Origin of the sequence: Enterococcus sp. B2E4, from assembly GCF_030499455.1 — a bacterium.
Lineage (GTDB): Bacteria > Bacillota > Bacilli > Lactobacillales > Enterococcaceae > Enterococcus_D > Enterococcus_D casseliflavus.
In genome coordinates this window covers 148,510-170,806 of record NZ_JAUKPK010000011.1, presented here as the reverse complement: position 1 = coordinate 170,806, position 22,297 = coordinate 148,510, and the positions used below count along the sequence as shown (strand labels likewise).

Sequence of the window (22,297 nt, the reverse complement as noted above, 5' to 3'; positions counted from 1 at the left end):
GAAATTTCTTTCTATCCACAAAAAAGAAGCCCTTAGTCAGGCTTCTTCCTAATAGTTTGTTTAAGCTTTTGCGAAATATTCGTTTACTTTGTCCCAGTTAACAACACTCCAGAAAGCATTGATGTAATCTGGACGAACATTTTTGTATTTTAAGTAATACGCATGTTCCCAAACATCTAAACCTAATACAGGTGTTTGACCATCCATCAATGGTGAATCTTGATTCGCGGTTGAAGTGATTGCTAGTTTACCGTCTTTAACAACTAACCATGCCCAACCTGAACCAAAACGTCCAGTTGCAGCAGTTTTAAATTCTTCTTTAAAGTCTTCAAAGCTGCCAAAAGTTTCTTCAATTGCCTCTTTGATTGCCCCAGTAGGTTCGCCACCGGCATTTGGGCCTAAGATTTCCCAGAAGAACGTGTGGTTAGCATGGCCGCCGCCATTGTTGCGAACCGCTGTTTGAATATCTTCAGGTACAGAAGAAAAGTCTGCTAATAATTCTTCAACTGTTTTTTCACCTAATTCAGGATGTTTTTCAATCGCTGCATTTAAGTTTGTTACATAAGTGTTGTGGTGTTTATCATGATGCAAATGCATCGTTTCTTCATCAATATATGGTTCCAATGCATCGTATGCGTAAGGTAAATCTGGTAATGTGTAAGTCATAAAAAAAATCCTCCTCAATGATAATGTTTACATAAGTAACATTATCAGACTATCAGACTTTGTTCAAAAAATATGCTTACTTTTTCTCACTTTTTTTCGTATTGAAAATCAAAAATTTACTAAACACATAATTTGCCAAAACAACAACGACTTGGGTGACCAGCTTGGCAACAAGATCTCCGGTAGCTAAAACTGAGATTAAGAAATACATACAGAGCATGTCCAAGCCTAATGATATAACGCGAAAAAAAATGAACTTTCCAAATGCCGCCCAAGACTCTTGCTTCGTTTTTGTTTTTGCTTCAAAGACCCATAACTTATTTGTAAAGTAAGCGAATAAAACAGAAGCGATCCAAGAAATCACATTCGCTGTTTGATAATAAAAACCAAACCCTTCACGAAAAATAAGATAGACGACAATATTGACTACGGTGGTCAAACCACCAAAAAATAAATACGTGAGTGGCTCCCACAGTTTTTTTTGTTGTAAGATTTGTTTGTATTCAATAAACTTTTGCATACATATGCCTACTTTCATTACGTTATTTACTTATTCAATAGATATTTGGCTCTTTTTTTGTGAATTCCTTGTAATCCTAAGAACCCTTCGTTACAATTACTCTAGTTATACCACAAAGGAGTTTATCAGCAAATGACTATCGTCCAACTATTTAAAATTGCTTTTTTTCGAATACCAGAGCTAAAATTCGTCAAAAAAGCAGAGTTTTCCAAAGTGATCGTTTTTCTATTAGGTGCAGCCGTGATGATGGCTTTGCCAGTTACCATCAATGTCTTAGACGTCTTTCGTGATGTGCAAGCAGATGGACAAAAAATCGGAGAAACGATTCCTGATTTTACGATCGAAAATGGACAGCTTTCTGTCGCTCCCAATACGCAAGGGTTCATCTATCAAACCGATTCGATCATCTTTACTTTTGATCCTGATGGCAATCGTACACCAGCAGATATTGCATCTGATGTCACCGGCTCGGTGATCGCAGTAGGTTTGTTAAAAGATCAGCTGGTCATTCGTATCCCTTCTTCTGGTTTCTCAACGTCTATGTTCGATTCAAACCAATTAGAGTTTGATTATAGTGAACCAGCACTGCGTAATCTTAACGGTCAGGCGATTCGAGAAACCTTATCCAACCAAGCGATCCCATGGCTGATAAAAATCATTGTCTTTTTTGTCGCCTTATATCCCACGTTTGTCAGCTTACTGATCACCTTGATCATGGGAACCTTTATTGCAACGATCTATACGAAATTGAAGCTATTCTCTTATACCTTTTTCGAAAATTTAAAGATTCTCATTGTCTGTGCTGCATTGCCTACACTCATTAGTGTTATTGTACAACTAGCGCTACCTTCCTTTGATGCTACCACCTTTATTTTGTTTGGTTCCCTATTCTTATTTACACAAGGTGTCAAAGATTCACCAAAAATACAATTAAAAAAATGATCTATGCCATGTTCAATTCATTGAACATGGCTTTTTTCTCATTCTTTGCTACACTTAAGATACAAGGAGGCTTGGCAATGAAAAAAATAATCTTAGCCACTCGCAACTTTCGCGACACGTATGTGGAACAAATGGAAAAAGACTATCAATTTCTCGTGTACTCAAAGGACCAAGCAATTGATTGGTCACAAGTAGAAATCACTATCGGTTGGAAACCAACATGGAACGAACACCTGTTAACCGAAAAAACAAATTTGAAATGGGTCCAAGCGATTTCGGCTGGTGTGGACACCTTGCCATTAAAAGAGTTTGCAAAATACGACGTTCTCTTATCAAATGGCAGAGGCATCCACGCAGAATCGATTACAGACCATTTATTGGCTTTGCTCTTTATGGAAAACCGCGGGATTTTCCAAGCAATCCAACAACAAAGAAAACAGCAATGGGCACCGGATACGATTCCTTATGCAAAGCTATCTGATCAAGAGATTTTGATCGTTGGTACGGGACAAATCGGCCAAAGATTAGCCCAAGCATTAACCTTTTTTGGTGTACATCCGATCGGCATTAATACAAGCGGCCATGAGGTGGCGAATTTTGAAAAAACGTTTGCGTTATCTGACTTACACGCTTGCGCAAAAACCGCCGATTGCATCATCAATATTCTTCCACTGACAGAAGAAACCACACATTTGTATGATGAAGCCTTTTTTGCACAAATGAAGCCTTCCGCTTCATTTTATAATGTCGGTCGCGGTCCTAGCGTGGATACTGCCGCATTAACAAAGGCATTAGAGAAAAAGCAGCTGGCATTTGCCGCACTAGATGTTTTTGAAGAGGAACCTCTACCAGAAAATGATCCGCTATGGCATACCGAAAACCTGTTGATTACTCCTCATATCTCAGGACACACGCCCCATTTTCAAAAGGCATTTATGGATATTTTCTTAGCGAATTTCCAACAATTTTTAACGAGACAAGAACTTGTTAAAAATGAGATAAACTTGGATAAGGGATACTAACAAACTCTTTCCACAAAAAAAGTGTACAGTTGGGGGCAACCCCCTCAGAATGTACACTTTTATTTTATCGTTGTTTTTCTTGGTCTTTTTCGGTTTCTTTCAAAAAGTACAAAGGTCTATTTTTAGTCTCTAAGAAAATTTTTCCGATATACTTGCCGATGATCCCTAAACAAAGCAATTGCAATCCACCAACAAATAAGAAGATACTGACCATTGAAGGCCAACCTGTTGTTGGATCACCAAAAATAAAGGTTCTTATCACAATAAAGATCAAAGCAATCAGAGAGCCAAAACAGGAGAGCGCACCAATAAACGAGGCGATATTCAAAGGCGTATCTGAAAAGTTGACGATGCCATCGATCGAATATTGGAATAGCTTCCAGAATGACCAGGACGTCTCACCCGCTACTCTTTCTCGATTCTCATAGGCGATGTATTCAGTGTCAAACCCAACCCAGCTGAAGATCCCTTTTGAAAAGCGATTGTACTCTGACAGCTGTAAAACTGCATCAACCATATTGCGGCGCATCAAGCGAAAATCTCGCGCACCGTTTACCATTTCAGTATCGGCAATCTTATTGATAATATTGTAGAAGGCATCTGAGAAAAAACTGCGGATCTTTGGTTCTCCTTTGCGATCCGCCCGTCTTGTCCCTATACAATCAAGTTCCGGTTTTGCTTCTAGCATCGCAAACATTTCCGGCAGTAAAGTCGGCGGATCTTGCAGGTCTGCGTCCATCACAGTGACAAAATCGCCCTTAGCAGCTTGCAATCCTGCATATAGAGCAGCTTCTTTGCCAAAGTTTCTCGAAAAAGATAGATAGCGAACACTTTCAGGGTGTGTACGATACAAGTCTCTTAAAACAGACAGGGTTTGATCTGAAGATCCGTCATTAACAAAAATATATTCAAAAGGCATATTTAAGTGTTTCTTCACTTTTTCTGTTTCTTCAAAGAATATCGGCAAGCTTGCCTCTTCATTAAAACAAGGTACAACAATTGATAACATCGGTTTCATCTCCTAGAGCCAATCGAGTTACATCGGTCATCATTTGACCAAACTCATATTATTTTTTATCTTCACTAAAATCATATTTCGGTTCATCTAACGTTTCATCATAGTCCACAGTTAGATCATAGCCTTTGAAAAACCATTCGTCTGCTTCATCAATAAAAAAAAGCAAGCCATCAATGGTTTGTTCGACGATCGGACGTTCTGGTTTATCGACTGACATTCCCACGGAAAATCCGTCATGCACTTGTGTTTTGCCATAAATTTTCCCGAAAAAACGAATCCCGCTTCCTTGGTCTACCACCAATTCTTTTTTAAACCATTGCATTGCTTCAGGACTTATTGTTAAGTTCATTTTCTTCACTCCTAATCATTCATATGTTCATCAAGTATATCTACATCATCTGTATTGCCGATCACGAGTAAATTGTCGTTTTCACGCACGATCGCCTCTGCATCTGGCGAAACGATCACTTGTCCTGGTCCCCGACGAATCGCAACGACTGTCAGACCATACTTTTGTCGAAAATTCAGTTCAATCAGGGATTTATTGAAAAAACGTGGATTGGACACACGAATCTCTGCTAGAGAAAATTCATCAGATAGTTCAATATAATCTAAGATATTTTTGGAAACTAGATTATGGGCGATGCGAATCCCCATGTCACGTTCGGGATGAACGACACGGTCTGCGCCGAGTTTTTCCAGTACACGGGCATGGTATTCGTTTTGGGCTTTCGCTAAGATATTAGGAACACCCATTTCTTTGACCATCAAGGTCACCAAAATACTAGCTTGAATATCCTCACCAATCGCAACAATGACATGGTCAAAGTTACGGATACCCAATGAGCGTAACGTCATCTCATCTTGTGCGTTGCCGACCACCGCATGGGTGGCGATATTCATGTACTCATTGACACGATCTTCGTTGCTATCGATCGCCAGTACTTCTTGTCCAGATTCAATCAACGTGCGACAAATACTGCCACCAAAACGGCCCAGACCGATTATTGCATAATTTTGCTTCACCACAAACGCTCCTTTTTTACCAGATCATAATTTAGTATAACAAAAACCTCCTCTGCTTGCCATGAGGAGGTATGATTATTAAGACTTTATTTTATCAAACCATGTTTAAAAGCATATATCGTAGCTTGTGTACGATCTTCTACTTCTAATTTTGATAAGATATTTGACACATGTGTCTTCACTGTTTTCAGCGTAATGAAGAGTGCATCCGCAATCTCTTGGTTGCTCTTTCCTTCGGCGATCAACAGTAACACTTCTTGTTCCCGATTGGTCAAATCTTCATGTAGGATCGGTGTCCGATTCGTCAAACGATCCATCATTTTCGTGGTGACTTCGGGTTCTAAGACCCGCTCTCCTCGCTGGGTTGCACGAATGGCTTCCGCAATCTCATGAGCAGTAGACGTCTTTAACAGGTAACCTGCCGCACCCGCTTCAATAGCAGGATAGACTTTTTCGTCATCAATAAAACTAGTGACAATAATGATTTTTGCTTCGGGCCAATCATTTAAAATCAATTTCGTAGATTCGATCCCATCCATTTCATCCATCACCAAATCCATCAAAATCACATCTGGACGTAATTCCAATGCCTTTTCATACCCGACTCGACCATTTTCCGCTTCCCCAATTACTTCTATATCGTCTTGAATCGATAAATAAGAAGAAACCCCCAGACGAACCATTTCATGGTCATCAACTAACAACACTTTAATCATACCTTATGCCTCCTTCAACAGTGGAACTTTAATTTCAATACTGGTTCCTTGATTTTTAAAACTAATAATTTTCAACGTTCCGCCAACGGCACTTACCCGTTCTCGGATATTCATCAAGCCATAGCTGCCGGCCTTTTGATCTTGTGGATCAAAGCCAACACCGTCATCGATCACCCGCAACAACACGTTATTATCAATGCGATGCAAGTAAACTTCCAACTCATTGGCCTTGGCGTGACGCAGTGTATTAGATAAGAGTTCTTGGATCACACGAAAGAGTTGATCTTCAATCGAACTAGGCATCGTAAAGTCTTCAATATCCCAAGTCAATAGAATTTTGATTTTGGTCTCTAATTCTTTTAACAATTGCTCGATTCCTTGCTTTAGACTCTTCCCTTCCAAAGTAACAGGTCGTAGATGAAGCAAGAGCGCCCGCATTTCAGATTGCGAAGCATTGATAATGTCTGTGACCATAGCTAACTGTTTCTTTTGGCTTTCTGGCGCATCTGTTCGAATCGCTTGCTCATTTAGTGCAGACATCATCATCATGGCGGCAAACAGCTGTTGAGAAACAGAGTCGTGCAATTCACGAGCCAGACGCTGCCTTTCTGCTTCTAAAATCTCTTCTTTCGTCTGACCATCAACAAACTGCGGTTTCGCATTCAATTGCTGTAATTCCATCGACATCTGTTTCATCTTCGATTGGATACTGGCAATATCACGATCCACATTCGCAATCAAATGGTTTTCAGACGCATGGGGGATTTTTGTTTCCAATAAAGGGCTATCGATATAGCCGCTGGCTAACAGTCTTAACTTTTCTTCCACCGGTCCGTATTGACGGTTGCGAAAAAAAGAAATCAGTAAAAAGACAGCTAACGCAATCAATGCAGATATTACAAGTAAGTGAAAGACGATTGGGATAAAGAAGAGCTTGATTTGAAAGACTTCTATCAGCCAATTATTTTTCCCACTGGCATACAAATAGGAAAACAGCATCAAAATCATGGTGAAAAAACTTGCTAATCCTGCATAAAAAGCGATCATGCCTCTTGAAAATTTCCCGATCATACCCGAATCACCTCAACATCACCAACAAGGGTATTCGTCAAGATTTTCAAACGCCGACTATTTTCGCCATAATCCGGGCTGTAGATCGTCACTTTTTCATTTTTCAAGCTCGTTTCTTCGCCTTCAAAGATAACGGAGCCAATAAAAGTACTGTGCTCTAATTTGATTGCTACGCCAGCAGGCACTAAAATACGAGTTCTGCCAAAGCCTTTTCGTACGATCACGACGTTTTCTTTTTTAGGCAATAAAGTGTTGCCTAGATCGATAAAAGTGTCTCCCGTCAAGATATCTAGATTGATATCGTCCCATTCATAGACTTGACTGCCGATCCGTTCATTGCCTAACCATTGCTGCTTTTGTTTCAGTGGATGATCAGCTTTGGGTTCTTCAGTTTCAACGATAATCATTTGTTTTTTTCGCCAGAATGAATTTTTAGTTAAGTCGATTCCGGTAATCTCGACTCCTTTTAAACCAATAAATAAAATCGCAAAAATCAGCATCAGCCACAGTGCTGGACTATTTAACAAACTGATCAAAATAGCAATGGAACTTGAGACCATCAAGAAATTTTTAAAATTGCTCTTGCGCTCACTTCGGTTCACAAGAACCAAGCACGTCACACCAAGTATTAATAAAAATAATAATGGCGGATTAGATAAAATTTGCCATACCGCAAAAAGCAGTAAGAGCGCTTCAACAATAAAGAAAAAACGCCAAGGACTTTTCATTCAAGCTCCTCCTCCTAGTAATTCTACTCTATCATACCTGAAAAAAATGGTTTGTCCATCCGTCGCTGGTCCGAAAAAAGACCCTGTTTGATCAAATTCCCTAAAGGAGAATGAACAACAGGGTCAACTAGATTGATCGAGTGATCAAGCAATTAGCTTTTCTTTACTTCTGTGATTCTTACTTGCATATCTCCGCCTGGCGTTGAAATCGTCACTTCATCATTGACTTTTTTGCCAATCAAGGCACGAGCGATTGGTGAATCATTGGAAATTTTACCAGAAAACGGATCTGCTTCAGCACTACCGACGATCATGTACTCTTCTTCGTCACCATCAGGCAACTCAACAAAAATCACTGTTTTTCCGATGGAAACTTCATCAGAGTCTACACCCTCATTATCAATGATCTCTGCAAAACGAATCATATTTTCTAAAGTAGTGATTCGGCCTTCGACAAACGCTTGTTCATCTTTAGCAGACTCATACTCTGAGTTTTCGGATAAATCGCCAAAACTGCGGGCTACCTTGATACGTTCAATGATTTCGCCGCGTTTTACCGTTTTCAATTCTTCTAATTCTTGTTCTAGCTTTTCTTTTCCTTCAAGTGTCATTGGGTAAACTTTTTCTACCATAGTTCTTTTCTCCTTTTAGTAACTTCTAATAAATCGCAAAAGGTAATCTTTTGCGATGAGTCCACAAAAGATTACCATGCTTTTTTTTAAATGTAAACTATAAACCTATGAAAATTTAATTTGAGGTATTGTTTACATATTGTTCCACTAATTGCATATGCTGTTCATAGGTTTCCGCAAAGTACACTTCTTGGGTATGAATATCAGCAACGAAATAATAGTAGTTGTTCGGTGTTGGATCTAAGACCGCTTGGATCGCTTCTTCACTTGGATTATTGAATGGTCCTGGTCCATATCCGGTATGCACATAAAGATTAAAAGGAGAGTCAACTTGAGTGTCCTCATAAGTAACTAGCTCTTTGTGCTCACCTAACGCGTATAGAATCGAAATATCCGATTGCAGCGGCATATCAATCGCTAAACGATTGAAGAATACCTGTGCGATATTTTTACGATCTTCTAGCTTACTGCCCTCTTTTTCAACAAGTGATGCCAAAGTAAGGACTTCTTGAACCGTCATTTCTTTTTGAGCGATTTGATCGAAATATTTTGACAAGACTGAATTTGATTTATCCACCATTTGGGTAACGACTTCTTCTAGGGTATTCCCTGTATAGTAGTCGTAAGTTGCTGGGAACAAGTATCCTTCTAGTCGGTAACGCACACCTTGCGCATCGCCGGCACTTGCTAAAAGCTCAGGATAGGTTTCTTTCATTTTTTCAAAGAACTCGTCACTTTCCATCAAAGCTAAGAAATCGTCTTTCGAGATATTCGTTGCTTCCGCTAGAGCATCACCGATTTGATCAACATCAAATCCTTCTGGAATCGTCACTTTTGCATCAGAGGTGACCGAGCCTTCGCCATTTTGCAACTGCTCACTTATCGCTTCCAGTGTCATATTTGGTGAAAAATGATATGTTCCTGCTTGAAAGCCCGTCAGATTATTAAATTTTGTGTAATAATTAAAAATCATTCCACTTTTGATAATGTTCTCATCCTCTAAGATCTCACCAATTGCTTTATTCGAAGAACCGCTTGGAATAACAATCGTCACCTTCTCAGTATCATCGGGATCTAATGGCTGCAAACTTGAAGTAACATATCGATAAGCTGAGAAACCTAATATTCCGCCGATTACTAAGAAAACAAGAACAACAATCAACACGATTTTATTAACTATTTTGTCTTCCTTGCTGCGCTGCAATCTGCGTTGGTTTTTTTCAGAAACAGTTTCTTGCAAACTTTCTGAAGAAGCAGAATGATTTTGTTTCTCTTCTATATGTTTACTCTTATTTAGATGATTACTACGAGATCCCACAGAATCGTCATCCAAGAAGCTGTGTTCAGATATCGATTCTTTTTTTGAACTTGATTCTTTTAAAGACTCCATAACTTTCTCTTTAAAAGAATCTTCTGGATGTTGTTTAGACAAAACAACTCCTCCTTAATTTCTTCTTTTTGACTTGTATCATTATACATGAAAACTCATCAGAAAGAAATGACATTCTTTTTTTTACTTAAGCATTCTGCTCATTTAAAACTTTTATAATTTTTCACCGGTCACGTTTTGCACAATGTTTTTTGCGATATTATCCAAATTGTTTCTTATTCTCGCAACATCTGAAGGATTGGAGATAAAGCCAAGTTCCATTAAGCGATACTCAATCCCTCTAGATCTGAAAATATTTAAATTCAATAAGTCTTGTCTAAAACTCAACCCATTCGAATTAACAAATGAAGGATGCCAGCCGACATAGGTCCGAATGGTATTCGCTAGCCCGATATTAACTGAATTGGATCCCCCTGGTCTCACTATGACGTGCCCCCCAGAAGCTCCGATACCTCCGCTATCTAGATGAAATTCTGTAACTGAAGTGATTGCATTACTTACAAGGTGTGCTCCTTGTCCGTTTCGAGTGTCAGTAAACATATCGCGTGACACATCATAAAAATTAATTCTGCTTTCTTTCAATTGATTGGCATACTTCCGCAAATATGGAAGCAATTCATTTCTTGTAAAGTCTCGCTCATTTGTCCCGCTTCCCACTGCTCCCGGGTCAATCCCTCCGTGTCCCATTACAAATAGAAACTCTTGCATTTCGATATACGGTTTGGTTGTCGATCCTGGTGCCGGTTGATTTTTAGGCACAAGTTTTATTTCGAGAGACTCAACACGTTTTGCTAACGAACTCGTTCCAGCCCGCTGATCATTTCGAGCCCAATCAAGCCAACCATAAGTCTGGGAATGCACTCGATAATAAATATCATAAAGCAATGAGATATTGCCGGTCAGTCGAATTTGGAGTGCTTCGATCCGTTTCGCCTCACCTGTTGTACCGGCTGTACTCCCATTAGATTGATACCCTTGCCAACCATAGGTTTGGACATGCGTACGATATTCTATTCCACCTGTAACTGGTGAGTTTTCTAAACTTAGCTGGATTGCTTCCAGTCGTTTTGCCTGACCAACTGTTCCAATACTCGCTTGGCCCGGATTAATCGTCGTCGACCATCCAAAAGTCTGAACATGTGCACTCAAATGAATACTTGGTGTTTCAATTGTTTCGTAGGAGATAAACGGCATCGTACTATCTCCTGGCGGCGCCGTTCCTTTTTGCACAAGTTGAACTTCAATTGCTTCTACTCTTCGTGAGAGCGCGACACTTCCCGACATTTGATCGTTTTTCGCCCACCCTAACCAGCCAAACGATTGAATGTGAAACCGATAATAGACATCAAATAATTGAGACAAGGTTCCTGTCAAGCGGATCTGAATCGCTTCTATCCGTTTAGCTTCATTTGTTGTACCTGCAATTGCACCATTCGTTTGGTAGGATTGCCAACCATAACTCTGAACATGTGCACGGTATTCGATATCTCCATCATAAATATTATTATCTAAACGAAGCTGAATCGCTTCTAGTCTCTTTGCTTCTCCAGTAACACCTCCAGAAACAAGACCGCTCGATTGGGAGTCTTGCCATCCGTAAGTTTGAACATGCGAAGATAAATGAAGCGAAGGTTGGGTTACATTGTCAGTTGAAACATAAGGTTTATCAGTGCTCCCGGGTGCTGGACTACCTTTTTCCACTAGCTGAATTTGGATAGATTCTAGTCTTTTAGCAAATCCAGAAGTACCCGCTTCATTCCCGTTTTTCGCCCATCCAAGCCAACCAAACGTTTGTGAATGGACGCGGTAATAAATATCATAGTCCTCCGCTAACTCATCGGTCAAATTAATTTTGACTGCCTCAAGGCGCTTAGCTTCACCAATCGTTCCAGAAAATTCGCCATCTCTTTTTTCGCCTAAATCCCAGCCATAAGTTTGAACATGCGTGGAATAAACGATACTACCTTTCAGTTCTGTGCTGTCTGGATCAATAGCGAGCGACATTCCCTCCAAGCGCTTCGCCTGTCCAACTGTACCACCAGTAACATTACTAGCTGGTGGTACTTGTGTTTCCCCATCTGTTTGTATATGTACCATTAGTTTCAAGTTGGGTAAACCTTTTGCGGATTTTAATTCAATATCATCCTCTTCACTGGAAGAAGACGTCGTCTGCTCTGTCGTAGAATCAAACGTACTTGAAGATGATTCTGTTATATCTTGCGTACTTGAGTCACTTACTGAAGTTGAACTTGTACTTTCACTATTTGTTGTAGAAGTACTATCCGACATTTCCGTCGTTTCTGTAGATTCGCTTTGATAATTTGAATCAGTACTGCTGGTTTGCTCATTTGTCAAACTCTCTGAAGCGTTACTTGTCATTTCTTGTCCTACAACGTTCGTTTCAGCAAGTCCAATGATTGGACTGAAACTGCTCGTAAGGATTACTAGAACCAGAAAGAAATTAGCCAACCTTTTTTTCATATGAATTACTCACTCCTTTTTAATTAGATGCGATTTTTTATTTGAATACCATAAGATTTTCTTGAGTATAGCAAATCTAAAAGACAGATTTTATTTTTTTGACTTCCCCTGTAATCAACAAACATGAAATCAATAGAATTAACCATAAAATACCTTTGATTACCAGTAAGACGAAATAGTTCGTGTCGATCGTGATGAGATGATCGAACAAAAAGAGAGCAGCTGCTAAAACGACACTGATACATACTGGGCTGATCAGCTGCTTCAAAACATCTGAAAGTTTTCCTTCTAAGACTTTTGTCATTAAAATCCAGTAGGAGGTGAAAAAATTTAAGATATACGCTGCACAAACAAAGGCAGCCACATAAGTTATCTTCGAGAAATTGATTCCAACCAATGTTAAACTAAGAATCAAAAAAGTTGAAATCATTCCCGTTTTCAATAATGTTTTTGAATGGTTTCTTGCCATAAATATGCTTCCAGTTGCAGAAGTAAGCATCTGCGCCCATATACTAAATGCCAATATTGAAAAAGGAACGACAGCGGCATACCAGCGAGAACCAAAGAGAAATAGGATTATTTCCTCAGCATTCATTACCATAAAAATAGTTAATGGAAATGCGATTAATCCTAGGACATGGACAATTTTTAAAAACGTTTCTCGTATCAACTTCACATCATCTTGATGGTGTGACAAAACAGGTTGCAGAACTGGGGAAATAATACCTAAAAATACCGTATTGGGCATAGTAATCATTTGATAACTCTTTTGATAATTTGCTAAGGGCACGGGACCTAAAAATCGTCCAATTAGTAAATTATCTGAATTACGGGAAAAATAATTTAATATTGTAAAACCTAATTGGTTTTTTGCGAATGACCATAGTACTTTAAAAGGTTGCGGGTCTAAACTTTTTGTGTACTTGATCTTAACTACAGCAAAATTAGCAAACAGCGTAGCAATTGCAGGAATAGCGGCACTTAAAATCAATGCATAAACGCCAAAGCCAGCAAAAGCTGAGGCAATACCAAAGATTGCACCAAAAAGATTACAGAACAAGAGCCTCAAATTAAGGGTTCGAAATCTCAATTCTTTATTTAAAATTGCCGTTGGTACAACGTTCATTCCTTCTGAGAATACAATGATCGACATAAACCAAAATAGCGATTTATAGATAGAATTATTATAGATAATCGCAACAAAATGGCCGAACAACCCAAAACCGACAGCTAACAGAAACGCAAACAGAACTGTATAGTTAAAAACTATGCCATAATCTTCTTCCTTCATCTCTTTGTTCTGAATGATTGCCGGACCTAGGCCAGCTGTCACAAACATTTGGAAAAATACTAGGAAAACTTGAACATTCGCTACCACCCCAAATTCTTCAACTGGTATTAATCTTGACAGTACAACGTTTATCAGCAATTGGATCAAAACATTGCTATACTGTCCGATTGCTGTAAAAATCATACCTGATCTAAAAGCATTTCTCATCTAAATACTCATCCTTCTCTTTAAGTCTTCATTTGATAACGAAAAAAATCCGCTCATTAATGATAAGTTCTTTTTTACATTTTTCAACTTAAAAAGATATGACTTCTTCAGATTGTCATTATATAATAGGTCGCTCGAAGCATCTTCTTTATGGTAAATGCTCAACGATGGTATATACAGTTGTTTGTATCCAAGCCGCTGACAAAGGATTGCCAAATAATCTTCTTCATTATAAAGAAATGTTTCCGGATAAAATCCAATATAATATCTCAAATAATTTTCCGTAAAAAAGATTGCCGCACCATGCAGTGTCTTCTCGTAAGGATCTAGTATTTCCTGGGTTTCTACCGAAAAAGAAACTGATTGATACGCGTTGTCCCGAAGCGTCATCAATTTCTTAAGGTGCGGATAGATATTTAAACGCAATGAACTTTCCAACAATAACAATATCATTCTATGGAAAACCAAATCCGCTTTCTTTTTTAGATTGACATTTAGCGTATTTTGGTTCTTTCCGTCTCTGGTGATAATTTTTGTACCAATCATGCCAATATCCTCATTGTACGATATTGAAGCTAGTTTTTCTAAATAAGTTCTATCTTCAAGGAGAGTGTCACCATTTATAACCAGGACTCTTTCAATTCCTTTCTTTCTAAAAAGTGATAGACCAAAATTATTTCCTCTTGCAAAACCAAGATTTTCTTTCATCTTTACAACTGTAACCTGCTCTGAATCTTCAAAGTTATCTGATAAACGTTTAAATGAATCGTTTGGTGAATCATTATCTACGATTAGGATATCTATCTTTTTAAAGGTTTGATTCATTAAAGATTCCACACATTCAATTGTATCTTGAAAAGCTAAATAATTTAGAATTAAGATTCCTATTGTTTTCTTCATTTCACTGATCCTACTTCCTAAGCTACTATACGATGTTTTAATATTCTTGCGAAAATACATTTTTCCCATTTTCTTTATTCCTATAAATCATACTCACTTCAGTGAGTATGATTTATAGAGAAAATAATTTTTATAGAGAAGCTGTCTTGAGGTATGCTCTTTTACATATTCTTGATAAATTGATAAGATTTCTCTTATCAATTGACAAAAAACGGGTTTTTATCATAAATACATTTTACAGCAATACAATCATTCAGATTGCGTATTTTTGATAGAATTGCCCTAATGCTTCTGGATATTTCTCTAAAAAGTTCTCAGTTAATCTGTTTTTCTTTATAACATCAAAATTCTTCTTGCTTATTTTACTCGTTAAAGTTGAATTTTCTGTTGTTCGATAATAATAGCTTTTACTATCAATCATTTCATAGAAAAACAGCCCGTCCTCATAAATAATTCCTTCAGTGAACGCAACATCTTTGAACAGTTCCACGGCATAAAGTTTGATAGTTGGAGAACCCGCAGGAAAATCAGAATCGTATAATTCCTCAATTAATTGTAAAGATGTCCCTTCAACAATTTTGGGAGGATTAACCACAGATAAGTTCAACTCGGTTTCTTCTTTGGTAAACTTGCACATAGCAACTTGAACATCACATGTTTTAATCGCACGCATCAATTCTTCACAATAAATCGGTGTAACAAAATCATCGCAGTCAATGAATGTAATAAATTTGCCACTGACATTCAAAAGCCCAGCGTTTCTAACGCTTGATTGGCCACCGTTACTCTTGCTAACTAATCGAATAACTCTGGATGTGTTTTTGTTTATGACTTCATTACCTACCTCTATTGAATCGTCTGTTGAGCCATCATCAAGAACGATGATCTCGATGTTTTTATAGGTTTGATTCATAAGACTATTGAGACATTCACCTATATATTTCTCTCCGTTATACATTGGAATTATTATACTGATTTTCTCATCCATTATTTTGTACTCCTCAAATAGTCAATTACAGGCTTAAAGGTTTTTTCAAAAGTAAAATGACTAAGACCATATTGAAAAATAGCTGCGCTTAATTCCTTTTTTGAAGAATTTTCAAGCATTGAATCGTACCACTCAATTAAGCTTGGAATATCGATTGGTGTATCATCGCTCGGTACACGATAATAAAACGGAAGATCACAATTATCCAAATCAGTTTTCACTCCAGAAACAATCGGTAACCCTTTAGCCAAATACTCTTTTCCTTTTAAACTACTATTATAAGTCACTCCAGATCGATGACGGGCTAAAGAGTCAATCCCAATATCTGCATTCTGATAAAACTGATCCAATTGAGAAAATTCTACTCTGCCTAATAACTTCACTTTTTCTTCTAAGTGGTAATCAGAGACCAGCTTTTTATAGTCCTTTAAGACAGGACCATCCCCGACTAAAGTGAACATGACGTTTCTCTTAGCATCAGATGAATTATAGTATTCGTGCAGTCCCTGAATGACGCGATCATATCCATGGTAGAAACAAAGTGCTGCGACCCCTAGTAATCGGATTGCACCATCTCCCTCATTACTACCTTCAATCGGACTAGCAAAGTCGTACGCATTCGAAAGATTGATACATGGTATATCAAAAATTTTTTCATCATCCGAAAAAGTCAGAACTCGATCAACGTAGTGTTTTAAATATGGTGTCCAGAGATGTTCTTTGGCTTGAATGTCCCATTTTACAATTCCTTTAAATTCGTTCATATAAGGATATGTTGGAATTTCTAATAAGACAATAATCGATGGATTCATTGTCTTGATTTTCTTTAATAAATCGATAACACTTTTATCAAAAACCGCACTTTTTCTAATGTAAACAAAGTCGTACTCTTGCCAATTTATTTTCTCTTTTAAAAAAAACTGTCTTGAAAAAAAAGGAACTAGGTTTATAAACAGATGACCTATATTCCTTTTTGGGTTTATTAAGGGTTTCATGGAAAAACCATTTTTTTCAAACTCTTCAATTTGTCGATTGATCTTCTTTTGAATTCCACCAGCATGGGTCAAGTCTTGGGAAAAATAAATGCCCTTCATTTTTCTCCTTCTTTCATTTCTCTAATTTCTTTTTTCAAAAAAGATAACTCTTGTGTTAATGTTTTGACTTGTCTTTGCGTATTTATCAATGCAATACTAGTTGTTAAAGTGATAAACAATAAAAAGGCTGTTAAACTATATAATGCTAAAGAAGTGAGTGTAGTGATCCCTAGAAAGTGGGCGATCGTCGTCCCTACTTTGGGAAATAATGCACCGATCAACATTATTATTCCCAGTAAAAGCCATTTGTTCATTTGACGTACTTCTGCATGATCTTTACGAATCAAATAAACAGTTAAGACAAAAAAAGCAAATGCTAAAAAAATAGCAATAATTTGTAATTGAACCGGCATTAGGATTCCTCCTTTTTAATCAAAGATGCAATCAGAATAGCCAAAGAGACATTAACCATATACGCTGCCGAGTCGAAAAAATGAATACTCGAGCGACCAGTCGTTCTTTCGAACATGTTTACCCCAATCTCTTTCACCCGGATGTTTTTGGCTACTAAATGCATGTAGCTTTCAGGTTCCGGATACTGGCTCGGATATCGATGGGCAAATTGTCTGATTACTTGCCGGTTTCCTGCTCTGAAACCACTCGTTACATCTTTGACGCGCATTTTTGTCAGAAGGTAAATAAGTCCTGAAAGAAGCTTGATTCCTAATTGTCTTGCACCAGTAGATTTAAACGTCGACGTGCTGTCTTCTACAAATCTGGATCCGACGGTAAAATCAGCCTGATTATTGATAATCGGTTCAACCAACTGACTTAAACTTTCAATATCGTGCTGTCCATCGCCATCATATTGAATCGCGATATCATAATCGTGTTCTAATGCATACAGATATCCCGTCTGCACAGCTCCTCCAATACCTAAATTGTTCACCAACTCGACATGATGAATATTGTTTTCCAATAATACCGCTTCCTCATTGTCTGTAGACCCATCATTGATAACAAGATAATCTAAATTATATGGTGTTTTTTTTCTATACTCGAGTACCTTGTCGATTACTTGGACAATACCTTCTGCTTCATTATATGCTGGAATAATCAGTAAAATTCTTGGATTCACGATTTACACCCTAACTTTTCTTATAATTGATTGCTTTTTTGATTTTTCACGTAAAATTTCATGAGAAAAGAAGCAATAGTTTTCCCCCAATAACGTTTGTACATTTCCAATTCTTCTGCTTCTCTCGTTTTATCCAGGGTTGTTGCAGTTGTTTCAGATTCTTCGTGAATTCTATGATACATTGCATTTTTTGAGATGTAACAAATGTTTTCCGGTCGCTTCATGATTCGTTCCCATGCATCCCAATCTACTGCCATTCGCATCTGTTCATTAAATTTGAAGTCATTGAGCACCCGCAAATTATATGAAACAGCTGGACAACAAATAAAGTTCCCAAACGCATATATGCGCCTTTGATACCACTTTGATTGTAATAACCCCATTGTTTTTAAACCGAACGTTTTAATTTTAAGATTTATTGATCTTTTTCTGATTTGACTTTCTTGATCGATTTCCTTATAATCCGTAAACACAATACTTGTTTGATTATTATTTTCGAACGCATCAATGACGCTTTCACCATACTCTTTTAAATAGATGTCGTCTTGATGAACGATCGTCGCATATGGCGTATCAACAAAAGACAATGCATTGTTCCAATCTCGTCCGATACTTCCGCCTGAACTAGTAAACATAGGTATCTCATAAGAGTTGGCAATCTCTGTTATATAAGTATTTGGTGTACTTGTGTACAAAATCAGCTTGGACTTTCCTTTTTTCAGACTCGTCTGATTTAAACAAGAAAGTATACATTCTTCTAAAAAAGAAGACTCTTTATAAGCGCAAATAACAAATGTATGCATGAATATCCCTTTCCATGAATTGTTAAGAGTTTTAAATATCCAATTCTAAAAAATTATACTCGACTTTTTAGTAATTCTCAACAAAAATTAAAATCCCGAAAAAAACTTAAAGAAGACAAACTCTCATTATTTGGCAAAAAATGAAAAAAAATAAGGATTCCACGCCTTTTTTTAAGTTTTTCTTTTGGAGACTTGTCATTATTCTAGTATACTATATATAATATGTATTTGGAGGTACAGGATGCTTTTTTCCATCTTACTTTTTATTCTCATACTCTTTTTAACAGCAAATAGAAGCTTTTATCGCCGAATTTCGCTTTCTCTATTTTGTGCCGTTTCTCATCTTTCATTCACGGCATTTATTGCACGATCACTCGGCTTAACTGAATTAAGAAAAAATCTCTTATCTTTTAGTTTCCTTTCAACCAAGTCCGCAGTCACTGGTGTAAGTATCCTTGTTTTTCTTTTTCTCTTATCAACGGTCCTGATTATCAAAAAAACAGGTCTGATTGACAGAATATTTCAATCCTTGAACTGGCGTCTTCAACTTTCTTTTTTTATTTTTTCATTACTAGTATTCATTGGAGCACTTGCTGGAAACAGTGCCGTTTGGACGAAAAATTTTTTTGGTAATGTAGGCATTAGTGAAATTCTATACACTTTGTCTCAACCCTTGACAGGAACAGATGCGGGTCAAATTTATACGTTCATTTTGGGTCCTTTATTAAATTCTATTATTCTCACACTTAGTTTTCTAGTAATCCTATACTTGCTACTCTATGCTCTATCTTACAAAAAGTTTCAGCAAATTAAGTTAACCAAAAAGACGAGTTTCTTTTTTGCCTTCATTAGTGTAAGCCTCACTATATATGGTTTTTTCTTTGGTATACAAACATTGGGCTATGCAGAACTAAAAGCATATTTTTTTGAGAAATCAACGATTTACGAAGATTTTTATGTGGACCCGAATGATGTTGCGCTTACCTTTCCAGAACAAAAAAGAAACCTTATCTATATTTACGTCGAATCATTAGAATCAACGTACTTATCCATTGACCTTGGAGGAATGCAAGAAGTCAATCTATTACCAAATCTCACAGAATCAGCTTATGCAGATGGACTAAATTTTTCGCACCAAAGTACTTTCGGCGGTGCTCGTCAAGTTCCTGGTGTTGGTTTTACCGTAGGAGGAATGGTTGCCCAAAGTTCTGGGGTTCCTCTGAGAGTCTCTGGTGGCTATAACGAAAATGAATATGGCAATACTTCATCTTTTATGCCTGGTGTCACCACAATCGGTACCATTTTAGATCAAGAAGGATACAATCAAACACTGTTAATCGGTTCCGATGCAAGCTTTGGCGGCAGAGATAAATTTTACTCTCAACATGGAAATTACCAAATAAAAGATTATCAATATGCCATCGATAATCAATGGATACCGTCTGACTATAAAGTCTGGTGGGGATATGAGGATGAGAAACTTTTTGAGTTTGCTAAAAACATACTTATAGAAGATTCTCAGTCAGAAGAGCCCTTTAATTTAACGCTTCTAACAGCTGATATGCACTTCCCAGATGGTTTGATGACCGAAAATACACCTAAACTTTTTGAACAGCAATATAGTAATGTCATCCACTATTCAGATTATATGTTAGGTAATTTTATACGATGGGTTCAGCAACAGTCTTTTTATGATAATACTACTATCGTAATTGCCGGTGACCACCTAAGCATGGATCCCTCTTTTTTTAATGGTATCCCTGAAGACTATGAGCGAACTGTCTTCAATCTCTTTATTAACTCACCGGTAACAACCTTGAATAATACCAATCGTTCTTTCAGTACATTGGATTTGTTTCCGACCACTTTATCTGCATTAGGTGTTTCCATTGAGGGAAATCGATTAGGCTTAGGAACAAATCTATTTTCAGAAGAAATGACTCTAATGGAAAAATTAGGGTTTGATGAATTCTCTAATGAACTTAGTAAGACATCGAGCTTTTATAATCAGCAGATTATGCAAGGATCAGACCTTGAAGTTAAATAATAAATTGCTAAATCACACCAATTGCTACGATAAATTTTTACTATATAATTGAATATACTAACCAGTCTTTTAGTAGTGTCAGTAAAAACTCAATTATTTTTTACTGACACTATTTGATATGGTCGAGGAAACAACTCTACAATAAAGATATCGTAAAATCTGATCATTTTGTTTATGATAGCATTAAATCTCTGACATATTCACCTATCAAGCAATTTTTATTGCTAATAGAATTAAACAGCTTTTTTAAAGCCTTGTTTGTATTTTTTGCTTTAATACTCGATCCCTACTATTTCTAAGAGTATGCGGTCCGTGAAATAGTAAACTTTTAACTGAAAAAGTAAAAAAGACAAGGTTGCCTTTGTTGCCGGCCTTGTCTTTTTACTTAGAATCATTTGAACTTTATTTAAAGCTTTTCCTTATTTTATACTTAACTCTTTCCAGGAAACTTCTCGTTTGATACTCAAATTGCGCCAGTTTGCTCTTTTTTTCATTTAAGGTCAATAAAGATTTTATATGGCGAATCGCTTTTGGCGAAGCAGTTACGGAATCGATCGCTTCGATTAAGTCTTGATAAACATAATAAATTTGGTACTTCTCTTTTGCTTCAACGGAGAAATTGACTGTTTCGCTTTTGAAGTCATCGAAGTTATCTAATCGAACGCGGATCATTTCTACTAATTTATCTATATCACCTAATGGATAGACACAACCGTGATTAAAAAAATCATATGCTGACATGTGCCCTGGATTATTGGATATAATAACTGGTACACCGTTTAAAAGAGCCTCAACATAAACTAAACCGAATGTTTCCATTGCTGAAGAAAAAACGCATATATCTTTCGATGTCACATGCTCCCATGGATTGTCTACATTTCCTAGAAAAGTTATATTTTTTAAACGATTTTTTTTGATATAATCGAGACATTTTTCTTTATACTCATCATCCCATGCACCAATAAAAACCAACTCAATATCGTACCTGTTCAACTGATGATATGCTTTAATTAATTCTAATTGATTTTTTCTTGGGTTGATACGTCCTACTGAAACGATTCTTTGAACATCTCCCTTTTTAAGGGAAACTTGTTCTAACTCTGTGTAGGGAGCGAATGATTTAATTTTTTTCCTTGTAAACAGCTCTTGCAAATTATTGCTCAACTCGCCTCTAACAGCAAAAATCTCATCAGAAAATTCTTCTATAAACTCAATTTTATCCTTGTAGTAAGCAAATTCGCCGGAAGGAAATTCATGAATTAACCAGATATGAGAAACGTCTTGAACAGCCGCCGCCATCGCACCTTGGAACATGTTTGCTGTATTTGTGATTACCAACTCAATATCAAACTCGTCTATCTTTTTTGCAATGAGATCGATAGTATTTCTAAAAGATGCCGCTCGTTGTTCTTCACTTCCAAATAACATTCCTGGTGCATCCTCCCACCACCACCGTTGATTTGAAACTAAAAAACATTTGATCCCATTACTTTCAAAAATTCGCGAGTAGTCATTTACTTCGACGTCTCCACTAACCGGTGCAATATTTACTACTTCATATCCTTGCTCAACTAGATATTTCATTAAATTAAATATTGAAATTTCTGCCCCGTTGTCCATTGTGCCAGTTGGTGAAAGGAATAATATTTTTTTCATTAAAATCTCCTTTTCTTATTC

22 protein-coding genes are annotated in these 22,297 nt (G+C 37.2%); 3 read left to right on the top strand and 19 right to left on the bottom strand.

Annotated elements, in window-relative coordinates:
* Positions 1 to 60: 60 nt before the first annotated feature.
* Together Q1X33_RS08900 and Q1X33_RS08895 are read right to left on the bottom strand one after the other, a co-directional pair.
* Entirely contained in the window at positions 61 to 666 is a 606-nt protein-coding gene (locus Q1X33_RS08900) for a superoxide dismutase (RefSeq protein ID WP_005229576.1), read from the bottom strand.
* 76 nt (positions 667 to 742) lie between these two features.
* Positions 743 to 1,186: a GtrA family protein gene (locus Q1X33_RS08895; protein WP_005229573.1), complete on the bottom strand. Its 444-nt coding sequence runs from the start codon at positions 1,184 to 1,186 to the stop codon at positions 743 to 745.
* Positions 1,187 to 1,318: 132 nt separating this feature from the next.
* On the opposite strand from Q1X33_RS08895, the gene Q1X33_RS08890 reads away from it, so the two are divergent.
* Together Q1X33_RS08890 and Q1X33_RS08885 are read left to right on the top strand one after the other, a co-directional pair.
* Entirely contained in the window at positions 1,319 to 2,128 is an 810-nt protein-coding gene (locus tag Q1X33_RS08890) for a DUF1189 family protein (protein WP_005229572.1), read from the top strand.
* A gap of 26 nt (positions 2,129 to 2,154) precedes the next feature.
* Positions 2,155 to 3,150 carry a phosphoglycerate dehydrogenase gene (locus Q1X33_RS08885; protein ID WP_301969639.1) on the top strand — a complete coding sequence of 332 codons (996 nt, stop codon included), beginning with the start codon at positions 2,155 to 2,157 and terminating at the stop codon, positions 3,148 to 3,150.
* A gap of 64 nt (positions 3,151 to 3,214) precedes the next feature.
* Here Q1X33_RS08885 and Q1X33_RS08880 read toward each other — a convergent pair whose 3' ends face one another.
* From Q1X33_RS08880 to Q1X33_RS08805, 16 genes are all read right to left on the bottom strand, one after another.
* The gene (locus Q1X33_RS08880) at positions 3,215 to 4,159 is read right to left on the bottom strand and encodes a glycosyltransferase family 2 protein (protein WP_005229569.1); all 945 of its coding nucleotides are present in this window, start codon (positions 4,157 to 4,159) and stop codon (positions 3,215 to 3,217) included.
* A gap of 58 nt (positions 4,160 to 4,217) precedes the next feature.
* Positions 4,218 to 4,517 carry a HesB/YadR/YfhF family protein gene (locus Q1X33_RS08875; RefSeq protein ID WP_005229567.1) on the bottom strand — a complete coding sequence of 100 codons (300 nt, stop codon included), beginning with the start codon at positions 4,515 to 4,517 and terminating at the stop codon, positions 4,218 to 4,220.
* Positions 4,518 to 4,528: 11 nt separating this feature from the next.
* The gene (locus tag Q1X33_RS08870; protein WP_005229566.1) at positions 4,529 to 5,194 is read right to left on the bottom strand and encodes a TrkA family potassium uptake protein; all 666 of its coding nucleotides are present in this window, start codon (positions 5,192 to 5,194) and stop codon (positions 4,529 to 4,531) included.
* Positions 5,195 to 5,280: 86 nt separating this feature from the next.
* Positions 5,281 to 5,910: a response regulator transcription factor gene (locus tag Q1X33_RS08865; protein WP_005229563.1), complete on the bottom strand. Its 630-nt coding sequence runs from the start codon at positions 5,908 to 5,910 to the stop codon at positions 5,281 to 5,283.
* 3 nt (positions 5,911 to 5,913) lie between these two features.
* Positions 5,914 to 6,981: a sensor histidine kinase gene (locus Q1X33_RS08860; protein ID WP_005229561.1), complete on the bottom strand. Its 1,068-nt coding sequence runs from the start codon at positions 6,979 to 6,981 to the stop codon at positions 5,914 to 5,916.
* Complete coding sequence (gene liaF, locus Q1X33_RS08855; protein WP_005229558.1) at positions 6,978 to 7,709, bottom strand: cell wall-active antibiotics response protein LiaF; 732 nt, start codon at positions 7,707 to 7,709, stop codon at positions 6,978 to 6,980. Before liaF ends, Q1X33_RS08860 begins: the two co-directional genes overlap by 4 nt.
* 152 nt (positions 7,710 to 7,861) lie before the next feature.
* Positions 7,862 to 8,341, bottom strand: coding sequence for a transcription elongation factor GreA (gene greA, locus Q1X33_RS08850; RefSeq protein ID WP_005229556.1), 480 nt, complete (start codon positions 8,339 to 8,341; stop codon positions 7,862 to 7,864).
* Positions 8,342 to 8,456: 115 nt separating this feature from the next.
* On the bottom strand, positions 8,457 to 9,773 hold the full coding sequence (gene mltG / locus Q1X33_RS08845) for an endolytic transglycosylase MltG (protein WP_080542677.1): 1,317 nt from the start codon (positions 9,771 to 9,773) through the stop codon (positions 8,457 to 8,459).
* A gap of 111 nt (positions 9,774 to 9,884) precedes the next feature.
* The gene (locus Q1X33_RS08840) at positions 9,885 to 12,212 is read right to left on the bottom strand and encodes an N-acetylmuramoyl-L-alanine amidase (protein ID WP_301969632.1); all 2,328 of its coding nucleotides are present in this window, start codon (positions 12,210 to 12,212) and stop codon (positions 9,885 to 9,887) included.
* Between the two features lie 76 nt (positions 12,213 to 12,288).
* Complete coding sequence (locus Q1X33_RS08835; RefSeq protein ID WP_005229550.1) at positions 12,289 to 13,710, bottom strand: lipopolysaccharide biosynthesis protein; 1,422 nt, start codon at positions 13,708 to 13,710, stop codon at positions 12,289 to 12,291.
* Positions 13,711 to 14,679, bottom strand: a complete 969-nt coding sequence (locus Q1X33_RS08830; RefSeq protein ID WP_241761036.1) for a glycosyltransferase — start codon at positions 14,677 to 14,679, stop codon at positions 13,711 to 13,713.
* A 184-nt stretch (positions 14,680 to 14,863) separates the two neighbouring features.
* On the bottom strand, positions 14,864 to 15,598 hold the full coding sequence (locus Q1X33_RS08825; protein ID WP_005229546.1) for a glycosyltransferase family 2 protein: 735 nt from the start codon (positions 15,596 to 15,598) through the stop codon (positions 14,864 to 14,866).
* Positions 15,598 to 16,692, bottom strand: a complete 1,095-nt coding sequence (locus Q1X33_RS08820) for a glycosyltransferase (protein WP_005229545.1) — start codon at positions 16,690 to 16,692, stop codon at positions 15,598 to 15,600. The genes Q1X33_RS08825 and Q1X33_RS08820 overlap by 1 nt, the downstream gene beginning before the upstream one ends.
* A complete protein-coding gene (locus tag Q1X33_RS08815; protein WP_005229543.1) occupies positions 16,689 to 17,045 on the bottom strand; it encodes a DUF2304 domain-containing protein in 357 nt (118 codons plus the stop codon). Before Q1X33_RS08815 ends, Q1X33_RS08820 begins: the two co-directional genes overlap by 4 nt.
* A complete protein-coding gene (locus tag Q1X33_RS08810; protein ID WP_034869312.1) occupies positions 17,045 to 17,773 on the bottom strand; it encodes a glycosyltransferase family 2 protein in 729 nt (242 codons plus the stop codon). The genes Q1X33_RS08815 and Q1X33_RS08810 overlap by 1 nt, the downstream gene beginning before the upstream one ends.
* A 17-nt stretch (positions 17,774 to 17,790) precedes the next feature.
* Positions 17,791 to 18,573, bottom strand: a complete 783-nt coding sequence (locus tag Q1X33_RS08805; RefSeq protein WP_005229538.1) for a glycosyltransferase — start codon at positions 18,571 to 18,573, stop codon at positions 17,791 to 17,793.
* A 241-nt stretch (positions 18,574 to 18,814) separates the two neighbouring features.
* On the opposite strand from Q1X33_RS08805, the gene Q1X33_RS08800 reads away from it, so the two are divergent.
* The gene (locus tag Q1X33_RS08800; protein ID WP_034869310.1) at positions 18,815 to 20,620 is read left to right on the top strand and encodes an LTA synthase family protein; all 1,806 of its coding nucleotides are present in this window, start codon (positions 18,815 to 18,817) and stop codon (positions 20,618 to 20,620) included.
* A gap of 402 nt (positions 20,621 to 21,022) precedes the next feature.
* On the opposite strand, the gene Q1X33_RS08795 is transcribed toward Q1X33_RS08800, so the two are convergent.
* Positions 21,023 to 22,276 (bottom strand): glycosyltransferase family 4 protein, encoded by a 1,254-nt coding sequence (locus tag Q1X33_RS08795; RefSeq protein ID WP_005229534.1) that lies wholly within the window; start codon positions 22,274 to 22,276, stop codon positions 21,023 to 21,025.
* Between the last annotated feature and the right edge of the window lie 21 nt (positions 22,277 to 22,297).